Below are 15,517 nucleotides of genomic sequence, written 5' to 3' on the forward strand. Positions count from 1 at the left end.
CGGAATTCATATTAGCCACAGGAATAGTAAACGAAGTATTTGGCATTATAATCCTCCCTCAATTTTTGATAAGTTATTAAACTATGTCACCGGGCTTACCAAATTTTCCCAGGCCAACTTTACCAGCCTTGTCAAAGGTGGGGTAGGTATTGTATGTGTATCACTATATCCATTGGAAAAATGGTTCGTGCGAAACAAAATGAATAATGAATTATTGCTGGATCTTGCTGCTAATTTTGCATTAGGAATAGGAGACAAGCGAATTGATTATATACAGGGGATAAACGATTATTTTAAGGATGTTGAGGCTCAGTATGATTTTTACATGCAATTGGATGGTAAAATAGTACAACTTCCAGAAGGTAAGTTTCGTTACAAATTGGTAAAGAGTTTTACGGAAATTGAGCAAATAAAGAACCAGAATTCCGCTAAAGAAAAAGTCCATACTATCTGCGTCATTTTGAGTATTGAAGGATTACATGTTCTAAATACAGGCCTTAGAAGACCATTCAGTGAAGTTGAAGTATTGACAAATCTGGAGAAAATAAAAAATTGGGAATTTCGCCCTTTTTTCGTGACAATTGCACATCACTTTTGGAATCAATTATGTGGACATTCTGAAAGCTTATCGGGAATCATATTGAAATTTGCAGACCAGTCTGAAGGACTTAACAGCGGATTTACTGCTATGGGAAGGAAGGTATTGGAACGTCTTGTTGATAATACCAATAACAAACGAATTATACCCGATATTAAACATATGAGTATTCAGGCGAGAAAAGAATACTACGAAATGCTGGATTCCGGAAACCCAAAATTTAAAAATATTCCGATTATTGCAAGTCATGCTGCTTGTAACGGGCTGAAATCTTTTGAAGATCCGGTTGCGGTACACCACAATACCGCCAGCAAACTAAACCCTGTTTTCATAAACTTTTTCGATCAGGAAATTATACGTATTGCAAAAAGTAAAGGCATAATTGGACTGCAACTGGATGAACGCAGAATTGTTAATAAAAAAACCCGGAAGAATACCAAAAATTCTTTAAAGCGAAACAAGATAATGCATTACCGATCAGAATTATTATGGAATCAGATACAGCATGTTGCAGAAGTATTAGATGCTGAAGGCCTTTTTGCCTGGGGTTGTATGGTAATTGGTTCAGATTTTGACGGCATAATAGATTCACTAAACGGTTTCTGGACAGCCGAAGAATTACCCTACCTGGCAGATTTTCTGGAGCGTCATGCACATAATTATATGTTATCCCATAAATTGGTAAACCCGGAGAATGTAATAAATGCAGATGAAATAATAGCAAGGATAATGTCTTTGAATGGTCAAAACTTCTTAAAAGACTATTTTTGAAAGATTTCTCTAATATTTAGTAATAAACTAAAGGATGCCGGCATAAATCAAGAAATTTTGTTAAAATATATGTTAAAGGTATAAGACAATATACTAGAATTTTTAAATTTAAGGTTGAAAAAAAGCTTTTAGGGATAAATAATATAAGAAAATTGCCTTTTAAGAGTGTAAATGTTAATATCCTTTATTACATTAAGGCTTTATTAAAGAATAATAGGCATTCAGTCTATTGATAATGTAAGGAATAGAAGTATTTTACTTCTAATAAATAAGAATTAAATTTACTATGGATGTACTTGACAAAGCACGTTTGTTTGAAGAGCGTAAATGGAATAAACTTACAACAAATGACCGCATTGTTGCTTCAAGAGAAGTGAAATCACTAATACTGGAAATAAATGAGCTTTATAAGGAATCTCAAGACGCTGCCTTAATGGAACTTATGAAGCGTTTAACGGTGCTAAAGAAAAAGCTTGAAAAAAGACTTAAGGGCAGACCCGATGTTTAATGTTTTTTAGATCTAACGATCTATATTTGAATCTGATTCCAGATTCAAATATCACTCCTTATTAATTTCTTCCATTAACAAGTCGTAGGTAATCAAATTAGTATATAGTTTTCCGGCGAGATTTACGATTGGAATATTAAGAGAGTCTATTGGTGAATCTGCACCAAATGCAACTTGTAGTTGCTCCTGTAAACCTGGCTTTTCATCGAGTTTAATAAGGTTGAAAAGGTATTTACTTTCACTCAATGGAATTACCAGACTATCACATTGCTCACATTTTTCAGGGACATAAACTGTTATTTGTTTTGGAGGCTTAATCTTAATTTGTTCAGATTCTTTTAATATTGCCCTGTTTGAAAGACTATCGTTCACTTTTATCTCATAATTGTATGAAGGTTGTTTGCCTCTTATCAGGACAATAGTCTTCATATGTACTTTAGAAGTTGACGGAACCCTTATATATCTTGGTCTTGCACTACTTTGTCTAAAATTGGTTCCGGATAATGTAAACATCACATCTAGGTCCTGTTCATTTTCATTAATGGCATAAAATGCTATCCGGTTAGGAATATCTTCGGTAATTATTTTTATTTTGTTTTCTTGAGTATAACCACACACCATGGTTAACAACAAGCCCAGAAATAATGCTTTTTTATGCACAGAATATTTTTTTGGATATACAAGATAGACAAATAATTCTGTGTCCTAAGGTTTGAATCTGTAGATCTGTGTTCTAAACTATAAATTGCATTTACTATTATCTTTAAAACACACAGTATTTTTATAAGTGCTGGGCATCATCCTTTTGGAGTGAAGTGGGCAATTCATATACCTCAAGATCAAAATAAGTAACCGCAGCCAACAAATGATCAAAAATATCTGACATGATATATTCATAGTTTTGCCATCGTTTGTCGCTGCTAAAGACATATATCTCTATAGGAATCCCCTGTGGAGTTGGTGCGAGCTGTCGGGCCATCATCATCATGTTGCTATTCAAAGCACTATGATTGTTAAGATAAGACTCAATGTATTTCCGGAAAACCCCAATGTTAGTAAGATTTCTACCATTGAGAAGCAGTGTTTTATCAATATTATTTTCCCTGTTATAATTTGATATTTTTTCATTTCTCATATTCAAATAATTGCCTATAAGTTGAATTTTTTTTAGCCTTTCAATTTCCTCATTGGATAAAAATTTTATATTCTTCTGCTTAATAATCAATGCACGCTTGATTCGTCGACCACCGGATTCTTGCATCCCTCTCCAATTTTTAAAAGAGTCTGTGATTAAAGCATATGTAGGTATTGTCGTGATTGTCTTATCAAAATTCTGAATTTTGACGGTAGCCAGATTAATTTCTATCAGGTCGCCATCGGCACCGTATTTATCAAAAGTGATCCAATCTCCAATCCGGACCATATCATTCATACTTACCTGAATACTTGCAACCAGGCCTAGTATGGAATCTTTGAATAATAACAACAAAATCGCTGAAGCTGCTCCAAGTGCCGTAACAAACTTCCAAATAGTAGTATCGGTAATAATAGCAAAAATGGTCATTATGGCCAATATCCACCCAATAATCATAAAGACTTGTATATAACTGTCAATAGGCTTATCACTAAATCGCGGTAGTGTTTTCAGGTAATCCCGTAAGCTTCGTAAAATGCTTTTTGCAATGTTCAGTATTAGAATAATAACTATAATATTTCCAAACTTTAAAGCCATGCTACCCAAATATGCAAAGTCTGTAAAAACAACCGGAATCAACTCTATAGCTAAAAGCAGCGGGAAGATATGTGCTAATAGCCTTGGCAGTTTATTAGTTATGGCAATGTCGTCCAAATTGGTTTTGGTTTTGCGAGCAAAAAAAATAGAGATTTTTCGGATAACCCTTTTAATAATGAAGTCAAGCAGACCTACTAAAATGAACATCACCAGAAATAATCCGATGAGATTTATATATCTCGCAAATGATTCGGACATCCCCAGTTCAATCAAATAATTATATAAGAGGTGAGCGATATTATTATTCATAACACTTGGACATTTCTGCAAAACTACAGCCAAAATTTCATTTAATGCCCTGAATAATCATTCTTTGAACTTCTAATCCCAGAAGTACCTAAGCCATGTATGTTAAAAAGAAGCATGCGTCACCATCTTTGCATCCTTGAATAAAGAGTAGGAACTTTGGAGAATTTCGAAAATAAGGATATTGAAAGCGGCATGGAAAAATTGGAATTCTTTTAGATTCTCAATACTTTCACTTGTAAATTGTATAATTTACAATGAATTTAAAAGGTCAAAATATTTTGGTAACAGGAGCTTCCAAGGGCATTGGGAAATCAATAGCTATTCATTTACTTAAAGCAAATGCCCAGGTAGGAATCCATTTTAATAAAAGTAGAGCTGACGCCAATAAAATAAAGGCTGAATATCCTCTTTCGGAAACTTTTCAGGCAGACATCGCCCAGTCAGATGAGGTGGAACTACTTTTTAAGAATACAATTAAACATTTTGGAAATTTAGATACTATCATTCTGAACGCCGGCGTGTTCATGCCACACCCTATAGAAGATCCCACAGAGAATTGGCTTGATATCTGGCGAAAAACAATGGCTATTAATCTTGAAGCAGCAGGATTATTAACCAAAATGGGGATAGAACATTTTAAAGATCGAGGAGGAGGGCGATTTATTTATATTGGGAGCAGGGCCGCATTCCGTGGCGAAACAGAGGAATATCTGGCATATGCCGCCTCTAAAGGGGGACTCACATCCCTAGCACGATCGGTAGCCCGATCTTTTGGCAGATATAATATCAAATCCTTTGTTATAGCTCCCGGATTCACCCGAACAGAAATGGCAGAAGATGCAATTCGAAAATACGGGGAAGAAAAGATATTAAATGAGATGGCCTTAAAACAGTTTACAACTCCTGAAGATATTGCCCCTCTGGTGGCACTAATGTGCAGTGGACAGATGGACCACGCCACGGGTTCAACAATAGATGTCAATGCGGGTAGTTATATTAGATAATTTAAAGAATTAACTATGCCACTTCGACACTTATTCCGGATCTACAATATCATTAATACTTACTTGGTCCTTGACATGTAAAAAGCTAAAAACATTTTATATACGACAAGATATATCAGAAAAACCCTACAAACAGGTGGCTACAGCGATTTTTTCCCGTTTTATTGTAGAATATAAAACTTTAAATAATTACTTTCATTTACAAACAGTACACCACCATATGGTATTTCAGATTACTTACAGCTCTGTAGCTAAGCCAGGACTTTCCATTATAGAAATTGAAGAAATCATTACACAGGCAAAACAATATAATTCTACTCACGACATAACAGGTTGTCTGATATATAATAACGGGTATTTCCTGCAGATTCTTGAGGGAGAAAAGCAGCTTGTGATGATCTTAATTAATAAGATTAAACTGGATGATCGCCATGATCACTTTACCGTACTTTCAGAAGGTGAAACGAATCTCCGGACGTTCAAGGAATGGGCAATGGCCTATTATCACGATCCCCTAAATGCTCAGCTTAATAGCGAAGTGCAAGAAATTAAGGCCGCTTTATTAGAATTTTCAAATAGTTCAAAAAAACCAAATTTTGCCTTGAAAGTTTTTTGGTACAATGTTAAGAATCTTCTGTCTGAGAAGGGATATTATAAACCTGACTTATGAAATAATACACTGCCACTATTGAAGCAGGTGCTATAATTATGATAAACTCCACTTATGCTGGTTTAAGATAGTTCATCCGAGTACCATCCGTAGTAAAAACCACTTATTTAACTTTTATAAGATAGTTGTGTTGGAATGATTCAAATCATTGCCAAAATATACGCTATGTATTTCCTTTGCATAAACATTAAATAATGCTCTGGGCTGTTTTCGGGATACTACTATTGTTGTTTATGCTGTATCTTTTATTTGTACCTCTGGATATTGTTATAAACATTGCTAAAAACCAATATTTCGTTCGAATTAGAGGTTTGGCTAAAGTCGCCATAGAAGGTAATGAAAAAGAATTCTTGCGAATTAAACTAAATACACTATTTACCAGGTTTTATTTCTATCCTTTAAGAAGAAAGAAAAAGGAACAGAAGAAAAAAATTGAGACAAAATCCAGGAAGAGGAGAAATTTTAAATCAAATTTTAAAAACGGGCTGCAAGTGCTTAAATCGTTTAAAGTGAAGAAATTAATATTAGATATAGATACTGGTAATTGCATTCAAAACGCAAAACTATATCCTGCATTTGCTTTTTTAAATCACCATGTAGGCTCATTTCAGGTAAATTTTGAAGGCAGAGTTAACATGGTTTTACACTTGCAAAGCAGACCTATAAACATTATAAAATCATTTATTAACTATTAAACAATTTATCATGGAATTACATTTTGAAGAATTTTTAGGCAAAATCACAGATTTTATCAAAACTGAAGCAAAAACTGAAACTGTTGTTGGCGAACAATTTCAATTAGGAGAATTTAAATGTGTCCCTGTTATTAAGGTAGGCATGGGATTTGGATCAGGTGGAGGAGAAGGTATGGAAGCAAAATCCAAAAAGGGTCAGGGCATGGGTGCCGGAGCCGGAGTAGGAATTGAACCAATAGGTTTTTTGGTAACTAAAGATGATGAAATTTCCTTCCTTGAAGCAGGAAAAGCTCATGGTTTAGCCGCCGCTTTTGAAAAAGTACCGGACTTAATTGACAAGTATGTTGAAACCATAAAAAAGAAAGAAGAAGAATTGGTTTAACATAGTCTACACAAAGATCAACCAGAACATATGCTAAGTCTGACTTAGTACTGGAACTGAGCAGGTTTCAATTTTAAAATGAGAATCCTGCTCAGTCTTATTTTATATTAAACCATTCGGCTGTAATAATTTTTTCTGCAGGCTCACCCTTCTTATAGACAAATTCATTCTTTAAGCTATTATACTTGTAATCCTTGCTCCATTCATTGTGATGTAATGCAACTTGATTAATAGCCTCACAAATGAAATCTATTTCTATATCAGTCATTATCGGGTGGACAGACATACGCACCCAACCTGGTCTCTCCATAAGGCAGCCTTCCAGAATTTTTTGTTCAATGGCTTTTGAAGTAGATAGGTCAACATTTAACAAATAATGGCCATATGTACCGGCACAGGAACATCCACCACGCGTTTGAACTCCATATCGGTCATTTAGCAATTTAACCACCAAATTATAATGGGCATCATCTATGAAAAAGGAGAATACCCCTAATCGGTCTTTATGTCTTTCAGCCAATATATGTATATTCTGAATATTTGATAATTTTTCAAATATTCGGGCAATTATCTGATGTTCCCTCTCCAATATATTTTCTGTTCCCATTTGTTCTTTAAGGCGTATAGCCAAAGCAGTCTTTATTGTCTGTAGAAAACCTGGAGTACCTCCGTCTTCTCTTGTTTCAATATCGTCTATATAATCATGGTCTCCCCATGGGTTTGTATAGGCTACAGTTCCGCCTCCGGGATTATCCGGAATCAAATTTTTATACAATTTTTTATTAAAAATGAGAACCCCAGAAGCCCCAGGTCCGCCGAGAAATTTATGTGGGGAAAAGAAAATGGCATCCAAATAGGCGTTTTTGTCTTTTGGGTGCATGTCAATTGGTACATAAGGAGCGGAGCAGGCAAAATCTACAAAACATAACCCATTATAACTATGAATAAGTTTAGCTACTTCAAAGTAATCCGTGATAATACCGGTAACATTTGAGCAAGCTGTAACGGATGCAATTTTTATTGGATGGTTTTCATATTTCAAAAGAAGTTCCTGAAAACTATCTAGACAAATAAGACCTTCTGAATTACAAGGTATTACTTCCACTTTTGCTATAGTTTCCAGCCATGAAGTTTGATTTGAATGATGCTCCATATGAGAAATGAAAACTATAGGTTTAATAGCATCAGGTACCTTTGTATGCTCTTTGAGATTTTCTGTAACCTTTAATCCCAAAATTCTTTGAAACTTATTAATGGCTCCTGTCATCCCAGTCCCTACGTTTATTAAGACATCTTCTTCTGAAGCGTTTACATGGTCTTTAATAATGGTACGGGCTTCTTTATAGGCCAGAGTCATTGCCGAGCCGGTAACAGAGGTTTCCGTGTGAGTATTAGCTACGAATGGCCCAATCTGATTAAGTAACTTTTCTTCAATTGGACGGTATAGCCTTCCGCTGGCAATCCAATCTGCATAAATAATTTTTTTAACCCCAAAAGGAGATTCAAAACTTTGATCTATGCCAACAACCTGTTTTCTAAAAGGTTGAAAATAAGATTCTAAAGTATCCGTTGCTACTAGAGTCGCTTTCATTTTAAATTGCTATTAAAACACTTTATGCGCTACCATTAAATAATAAACTTCTTAAATACTAAGAATTAAAGATATTAAAACAATCCTATTTCGAAGAGAACTATTCATATTTTTAGACTAATCCGATAGTTTTCGGAAAGAATAAAATAATTGTTGCATTATCCAAAAACAATTTTTAAACATTTAAGTATAAACACGGGAAAACATGATACACCAATTATAGAAAAGAATTTTCCTAGTATATTTGGGCTTCAAATTTAAACCAGATTATGAAGTCAATTCTCACTGTTTTATTAATAGTATCCTGTTCGGTAATTCTTGCTCAAAAGAAGGTTTTGGACCATTCAGATTTTGAAATCTGGAATTCAATAAAAGACAAATCTATTTCCCCGGATGGCAATTATATTATGTATTCACTTGAAAAGGGAGAGGCGGATCAGCATTTAAAAATAAAGGATGGCAAGGCAAATATTCTATTTCAATATGAACGGGGCTCAAAAGGCCGGTTTACCTATGATTCTAACTATGCTGTTTTCACCATTAATGCATGGAGAGATAGCATACTGGCAATGAAAAAGCGCAAAATAAAAAAGGAAGATTTGCCGAAAGACAGTTTGGGAATATTTGATTTAAAAAACAATTCCCTTACAAAAATGGGTAATGTGAAATCGTATAAGATACCTGAAAAATGGAATGGTTATTTAGCTATTCAACTAGAGGAATTAAAGAAAGAAAAGGACACTACAGAAGAAAAGGGTGTTAGCGATAAAAAGAAAAAGGCAGGGAAAAAGAATGGTTATCACTTATTGGTTCAGGATATACAAACAGGGCAAAAAGATACCTTTAAATTTGTTACAGATTATGTCTTTGCCAAAAAGGGTAATCTATTAGCTTTTGCCACTACAGGAAAAGATAAAAAAGATAATTCAAGCATTTATATACTCGATTTTGAGAAAGCCAGCCTGACACAAGTTCATACTGCTAAAAAAGCAAAGTATTATCAGTTGAGTTTTAGTGAATCTGGTAATAACCTTGGTTTTATTGTTGACAGGGATACGACTAAAGTACAGGAAAGACCAACCGAATTATATTTATGGCGTAAAGGGCAAGATAAGGCCCAAAGTGCAGCAGATGCCTCTTTGACACCCAACGCATACCATCCATCTACCCACGCAGAGCTTTTATTTTCGAAAGATGAGTCGAAATTGTTTTTTGGTTTGTCAAAACCACTAATTGTTAAGGATACAATGCTTACAGAAGACGAAATTGTAAATGTGGAAGTATGGACTTATAATGAACCCAGATTGTATACCGTGCAAGAATTACAGCTTAAAACGGATACCATTCAGTCATTCAAATCTGTAATACACCTTAATGATGATCTCAGGATTGTTGAGCTAGCTTCAGAAACATTTCCAGAAGTAGAACTGGGAGATGAAGGAAATGCAAAGTTTGCTTTACTAAACAGGTCAGAACCCTATGACCTTGAGCGACAATGGACTGGCAGAAGGGCACGCGATTATGCTATTATAAATACTAATACGGCTAAGTTGAAAGAAGTGCTTACTAAAATTTCGGGAGATGTAAGCTTAAGTCCGGGAGGCAAATTTGTATATGGTTATAATTCCATGGCGGAAACCTGGTTTATTTATAATATTGAAAGAGACTTGTATTTGGAGTTGACCAAGGGCAAAGTTTTTTATGATGAACTGCATGATTCCCCTAGTCCCCCGGAACCTTATGGTGCTGCCGGTTGGACTGAAAATGACCAGTCTTTACTTCTTTATGATCGTTATGATATTTGGAAATTTGATCCTAACTCCGGTTTAGCGGAGCGTTTAACAAATGGCAGGGAATCTAAAACCAGATTTCGCTATGTATCTCTGGATAAAGAAGTGAAGTTTATGGACACCAATGAAAAATGGCTGTTTACTAATTTTAATGAAACTGATAAAAGTGGAGGCTATACCGAATTTAACCCAAAAAATAATACCTCAAAATCACTACTAAAAGGTCCCTTTCGATATAGAAATCCAATAAAATCTCAATTAGATGATGCGGTCATCTATACCAAAGAGTCTTTTGAAGAGTTTCCAGATATTCGTTACTCCGATCTCAGCTTTAAAAACATAAAAATCATATCCGATGCAAATCCTCAGCAAAATAATTATAATTGGGGTGCAATAGAATTGGTTAATTGGACCTCTTTAGACGGCGATGAATTAACAGGAATTTTGGTAAAGCCGGAAAACTTTGACCCCACTAAGAAATACCCAATGATCGTGAATTTTTATGAAAAGAGCTCTGACAGGTTAAATCACCACAGAGCTCCAAACCCCGGACGTTCCACTATTAACTACAGTTTTTACGCAAGCAGAGGGTATCTGATCTTTAATCCAGATGTTAATTACCGTATAGGTTATCCGGGAGAAAGTGCATACAACTGCGTAATTCCGGGAATTACATCCTTAATAGAAAAAGGTTTTGTGGATAAAGACAACATTGGTGTACAAGGTCATAGTTGGGGTGGATATCAAATAGCATATCTGGTTACCAAAACTGATATTTTTAAAGCAGCTGAGGCAGGAGCTCCGGTCCCTAATATGATAAGTGCTTATGGGGGAATCAGATGGTGGACCGGCTTAAGCAGACAGTTTCAATATGAACATACACAGAGTAGGATAGGAGGGACACCATGGGAATACCCCATCAGATATATGGAGAACTCACCCATCTTTAATATTGATAAAATTAACACTCCTCTTTTAATTATGCACAATGACGCAGATGGTCATGTGCCATGGTATCAGGGTATTGAGTTCTTTGTAAGTTTAAGAAGATTGGGCAAGCCTTCCTGGTTCCTTAATTATAATGGAGAACCACACTGGCCTTTAAAATTACAAAACCGTAAAGATTTTAATATTCGAATGGCACAATTCTTCGATTATTATTTAAAAAGCGCTCCAATGCCGGTATGGATGGATCGTGGAGTCCCGGCAATAGAAAAAGGGGTAAATCAGGGATATGAGTTAATGGAAAGTTCTGATAAAAATTAGTAAAGCAAATAAGAGTATTTAAGCAAGTATACTTTCATGGCCGGAGTCTTTAACAAAGAGACAGGAACTGTTAGTGCTTAAGGTCATTTCCTTAACAAATTCAAATCTTAAATTTTCTTCCATACCAAAGATATTAAGGTCTGCCGAAGGCGCTTTTGCCACCGTATCCTTAAAATTCCCCACCTTAACTTCAGTAAGTGTCTCAGGTAAACGTGCCAGGTTGATCAACAAATTCAGGAAATTCTGGGCATTCTCTCTTTCTTCTTCATCTTTAATAACAATGATTAAACGAATAGTTGCATCCCAATTTTTTTTAAGCTTATACGCTATTAAAATAGACAAGTCCAAATTACCTATATCCCATCCAATATCCCAGTTATTCGTACGATCACTGACCCAAACATTAATCATGTTTCTTCTTCCTAATAGAGCTGTAGGGTGTGAAGAGTATAATAAAACCCCAATTTCTAATCGGATTGATTCCTTTATTACAGGTCTGATCTCCGTTTCGTAATTATCATGTTGCTGCAGATTCAAAAAAACAACATTTGGTCTAAAAAAAGCTCCTTTTAAAGCCTGATTACCATAATTAACCCCTTTGGCAAAATCATCTGTATTAATTACCGTCCAGGAAGAGAACACATCCTTAATTCTAAAGGCTTCCGAAAGAGAAGAAAGTTCCTCAGCCAATTTTGTATTGGCTACCTTGGATTCTATCCCTACAAGTTTTATTGATCCTTTAGGTTTGGCAATATTCCTTAAAAATTGAAAATTTCCCTTGGCACCAACAACATCTCTTACCGGTACCATCAAATTTGGCTTCCAGGCTCTTTGCTGCATTTTCTTCATGCCCCATGTATGTTTCGCGGCCCACTCTGCAAAAGAAACAAAAAGGCCCGACCTAACATCCTCAAAAGGTGTTTCAATCTGTTGACGGGATAAAAACCAATAAACCACAAAAACAATACTTATTGAAATAAGACTTACTGTTGGGTTAATAATAAACATTGCCAATACTGAAGAAGTCAATCCTATCCATGGCACCCATTTATTAATCTTAAACAGCGGCCGGTAACTTATTAAACCTAAATTTTGTTCAATAATTACTACAACATTGATCATGGCATAAGCAATTAGAAAAAATAGAGTTACGAGAGGAGCAACTGCATTAAGGTCGCGAAGTAACATGGTTATAAAAATCATGACCCCAGTTACTATCATTGCGTTTCTGGGTTGACCGTTAGCACTTTGTCCTGCAAGAAATTTACCATAAGGTAATACCCTATGTTCCCCCATTGCAAAGAGGATACGCGAGGAGCCAACAAGAGAGGCCAGGGCAGAAGAGAAAGTGGCGCCAAGGATACCTGCAATTATTAAGGGTCCAAAATAAGCCTTATCAACTATTATATTATAATTGGAAATCAGTTCCTGTTCCGTAGCAGATCGAGCTAACCAAAATGCTATTACCATATAAATTACAAAGCTAATCCCAATGGCCCACAAAGTGCCCAAAGGGATACTCTTATTAGGGTTCTTTAACTCACCAGACATATTGGCTCCGGCCATTATACCCGTTGAAGCCGGAAAGAACACAGCAAATACAATCCAGAAAGAACTGCCGCTAAAATTATTTTCTGGTGAGCCTCTAAAAGTTCCCCATCTGATAGCATCTTCGGTTGGGATGGTCATTGAGCCATGGTAGGCAGCTAATACAATAGATATGAGTGACAGAATAATGATTCCCATAATTAGGAATTGGGTTTTAATTGCAAGGTCTGCACTTATGTATGCTATAGTTAGTAAAATACCAAACACAATGATATCAATCAAAAAAGGGATATGATGAGGAAAAATACTAAGCCAGCCTTCTCTAAAACCAAAGATATACATGGTAACAGCCAGACCCTGGGAAACATAACGTGGAATACCCAGGCTTCCACCAACTTCCAGCCCCAATGCCTGTGAAATTATAGCATAAGCACCACCCGCACCTATTCGAATATTGGTTGTGATTGCTGACATGGAAAGTGCCGTTGTCAAAGTAATAAGAAAAGAAATAATAATTATTAACCATGCACCCAAAAGTCCGGCATTGCCAACTACCCAACCCATTCTCAGGTACATAATTACGCCGAGAATAGTTAAAAGTGTGGGCGTAAATACACCTGCAAATGTCCCAAATTTCTTACCGTTGGTAGGCTGTGTTTCCATAGTACAATAAGTAATTCCTAATTTGTGCAGAAGATAACAATTATGTGCCAATAATAGATGAATTTTACCATAGGGAATACTTAATAAATTATTCAAAACCAGGAACGATTTTTACTTTCGATCAGTAAACTAGTGTATTGGGACATAAAATAGGTGTGTTCGTCCTTTTTAGGTTGGTTCTCTTAAACGGATTATTTTTATTCGCAGGCATAAACCATTAATATACAAATATGAAAAATGTATTTTTTACTGCCCTAATGCTTTTTGTGGCCATGGGTTATTCCCAAAAAAACAACGGTAAAGTATTTAATGAGCATCCCGCTATTGATCTGGTAAATGGAATGCTTGAAGCTTATTTTGCAGGAGATGCCGATAAAGTGGCTTCATACCTTGCTGAAGATTTTAAAGCCTATAATGGCACAGGCATTAATAAAGATAACAAAGGAAACTCCAAAGAACAGTTTATAGACCAGGCTAAATATTGGAAAGAAAACCTGTCCTATGTTTCATTTAAACCTACAAGTGGTGCTTATCCTGACGCTATTGAATATAAAGATGGTCAAATGTGGGTACAGACCTGGAACCACTTAAAGGCAATGCATAATACAACCGGAGTAAAAATTGACATGCCTACCCACCGGTTGTTTAAGATAAATGATGATAATAAAATAGAAACCATGATCAATTATTATAATGAACGTGTTTTCTGGGAAATAGGACAAAGCTTTGAAGACAGAAAAAATGGTACTATTTACAACCATCACGACAATATCAATTCAGTTCGGAAGATGATGAACGCTTTTGAAAACATGGACCTAGAGACGGCCTATAGCTTTTTTAAAGAAGATGCGCGTTTTAATTCTTTAGAGTTACCAGATGGAGAAACCATGAGTCTTGAAGAAGTAAAAGAGCGCAATAGTAAAATCATGGAAGATTTTGAGATAACAAGCATAGACGTTGTAGGCTATCCGGACTATCTGGAATACGACATGCGTGATGGCAGAGCAGTACAATCCTGGTGGAAATTTAGAATGACCAGAAAAGCTGACGGCAAAAAAATAATTCTCCCTGCCTTATATATTCACGACTTTGATGAAGATGGAAAGATTGTCAGGTCCAGTTCATATATAAGTACAAAGGTTATGGAGGCAAAATAAATTAACCCACCTAAAAAAACCCTTAAAAGAGCACAATATGTGCTCTTTTTTGTTTTCTGATTCCCTGGAGGAAAATACCCACAGAGACATATGTGATTTGCAGGATTAAGATACTCATAAACAGCATTATAGATATTTCATATATAGTATTACAATTAGCCATAAATAAGCTGTACCCCATATGTATTACATCGAAAAAATGATCAAAATCACAATTTTTACTTTTAAAATCAAGAAATTAGCGCCTTATATTGTTCGTAACTATTCTTCTATATCAGAAAATTGAGGAGTTTGATTCAGGATGTGAAGAATAGTAAAGGTATTAATCCCGAACATCCAAATGAAGTAACTAATATGGCGGGGAATAAAATAATTCAAGACTTTGATTTGGTTCCTGTGCCATAAGGAACAGTGGTTAAGTCCGAAAGGCGGAATAGTGATATTCCGCCTTTTTTATTAAAAATACCGGGCTAATTGTTTACTTCAAATTCAGAATTCTATTCTTTATGATTGGTAAAATCATTATTTTAGGCTGTAATAAGTAGTAAATCCATGAATTAAATTTTCTGGATTTACTTTTTTTTTAATTATGAAAGTTGCTATATACAAGGAATTTCAAGGGCCAATTTCAATTGTCAGAGTCAATGATCCAAATCCTTCAGAGTTTGGTGTGGTCATTAAAGTAGAAGCCAGCGGACTATGTCTAAGTGACTGGCATGGCTGGATGGGGCATGACCCGGATATAAGTTTGCCACACGTTCCGGGGCATGAGTTTTCCGGGACAATTATGAGTGTAGGCAAAAAGGTAAAAAACTGGAGAGCAGGTCAAAGGG

13 protein-coding genes are annotated in these 15,517 nt (G+C 35.5%); 9 read left to right on the forward strand and 4 right to left on the reverse strand.

What is annotated here, in order from left to right:
* Both WBN20_RS05550 and WBN20_RS05555 read left to right on the forward strand, forming a co-directional pair.
* Positions 1 to 1,369 (forward strand): membrane dipeptidase (locus tag WBN20_RS05550; protein WP_424281009.1); only part of this gene is annotated, 1,369 nt, incomplete at its 5' end.
* 286 nt (positions 1,370 to 1,655) lie between these two features.
* Positions 1,656 to 1,877, forward strand: coding sequence for a hypothetical protein (locus tag WBN20_RS05555; protein WP_424275306.1), 222 nt, complete (start codon positions 1,656 to 1,658; stop codon positions 1,875 to 1,877).
* Positions 1,878 to 1,928: 51 nt separating this feature from the next.
* Here the strand turns inward: WBN20_RS05555 and WBN20_RS05560 are convergent, their stop codons facing one another.
* Together WBN20_RS05560 and WBN20_RS05565 are read right to left on the reverse strand one after the other, a co-directional pair.
* Positions 1,929 to 2,537, reverse strand: coding sequence for a hypothetical protein (locus WBN20_RS05560; RefSeq protein WP_424275307.1), 609 nt, complete (start codon positions 2,535 to 2,537; stop codon positions 1,929 to 1,931).
* Positions 2,538 to 2,658: 121 nt separating this feature from the next.
* Positions 2,659 to 3,918: a mechanosensitive ion channel family protein gene (locus WBN20_RS05565; protein ID WP_424281010.1), complete on the reverse strand. Its 1,260-nt coding sequence runs from the start codon at positions 3,916 to 3,918 to the stop codon at positions 2,659 to 2,661.
* Positions 3,919 to 4,172: 254 nt separating this feature from the next.
* Here WBN20_RS05565 and WBN20_RS05570 point away from each other — a divergent pair, with 254 nt between their 5' ends.
* From WBN20_RS05570 to WBN20_RS05585, 4 genes are all read left to right on the forward strand, one after another.
* Positions 4,173 to 4,922 carry an SDR family NAD(P)-dependent oxidoreductase gene (locus tag WBN20_RS05570; RefSeq protein WP_424281011.1) on the forward strand — a complete coding sequence of 250 codons (750 nt, stop codon included), beginning with the start codon at positions 4,173 to 4,175 and terminating at the stop codon, positions 4,920 to 4,922.
* A 220-nt stretch (positions 4,923 to 5,142) separates the two neighbouring features.
* A complete protein-coding gene (locus WBN20_RS05575; RefSeq protein ID WP_424281012.1) occupies positions 5,143 to 5,592 on the forward strand; it encodes a BLUF domain-containing protein in 450 nt (149 codons plus the stop codon).
* Positions 5,593 to 5,786: 194 nt separating this feature from the next.
* Positions 5,787 to 6,287 carry a hypothetical protein gene (locus tag WBN20_RS05580; RefSeq protein ID WP_424281013.1) on the forward strand — a complete coding sequence of 167 codons (501 nt, stop codon included), beginning with the start codon at positions 5,787 to 5,789 and terminating at the stop codon, positions 6,285 to 6,287.
* Between the two features lie 10 nt (positions 6,288 to 6,297).
* Positions 6,298 to 6,669: a GerW family sporulation protein gene (locus WBN20_RS05585; protein WP_424273117.1), complete on the forward strand. Its 372-nt coding sequence runs from the start codon at positions 6,298 to 6,300 to the stop codon at positions 6,667 to 6,669.
* A 97-nt stretch (positions 6,670 to 6,766) separates the two neighbouring features.
* Here WBN20_RS05585 and WBN20_RS05590 read toward each other — a convergent pair whose 3' ends face one another.
* A complete protein-coding gene (locus WBN20_RS05590; protein ID WP_424273118.1) occupies positions 6,767 to 8,260 on the reverse strand; it encodes an aminotransferase class V-fold PLP-dependent enzyme in 1,494 nt (497 codons plus the stop codon).
* A gap of 269 nt (positions 8,261 to 8,529) precedes the next feature.
* Here WBN20_RS05590 and WBN20_RS05595 point away from each other — a divergent pair, with 269 nt between their 5' ends.
* The gene (locus WBN20_RS05595; protein WP_424281014.1) at positions 8,530 to 11,316 is read left to right on the forward strand and encodes an alpha/beta hydrolase family protein; all 2,787 of its coding nucleotides are present in this window, start codon (positions 8,530 to 8,532) and stop codon (positions 11,314 to 11,316) included.
* Positions 11,317 to 11,334: 18 nt separating this feature from the next.
* On the opposite strand, the gene WBN20_RS05600 is transcribed toward WBN20_RS05595, so the two are convergent.
* Positions 11,335 to 13,623: an amino acid permease gene (locus tag WBN20_RS05600; RefSeq protein ID WP_424281015.1), complete on the reverse strand. Its 2,289-nt coding sequence runs from the start codon at positions 13,621 to 13,623 to the stop codon at positions 11,335 to 11,337.
* A gap of 134 nt (positions 13,624 to 13,757) precedes the next feature.
* Between WBN20_RS05600 and WBN20_RS05605 the strand changes: the two genes are divergently transcribed.
* A complete protein-coding gene (locus WBN20_RS05605) occupies positions 13,758 to 14,684 on the forward strand; it encodes a nuclear transport factor 2 family protein (RefSeq protein ID WP_424271869.1) in 927 nt (308 codons plus the stop codon).
* Positions 14,685 to 15,273: 589 nt separating this feature from the next.
* Positions 15,274 to 15,517 (forward strand): alcohol dehydrogenase catalytic domain-containing protein (locus WBN20_RS05610; protein WP_424281016.1); only part of this gene is annotated, 244 nt, incomplete at its 3' end.

Source organism: Eudoraea sp., from assembly GCF_049665975.1.
In the GTDB taxonomy this organism is placed as follows: Bacteria; Bacteroidota; Bacteroidia; order Flavobacteriales; family Flavobacteriaceae; genus Eudoraea.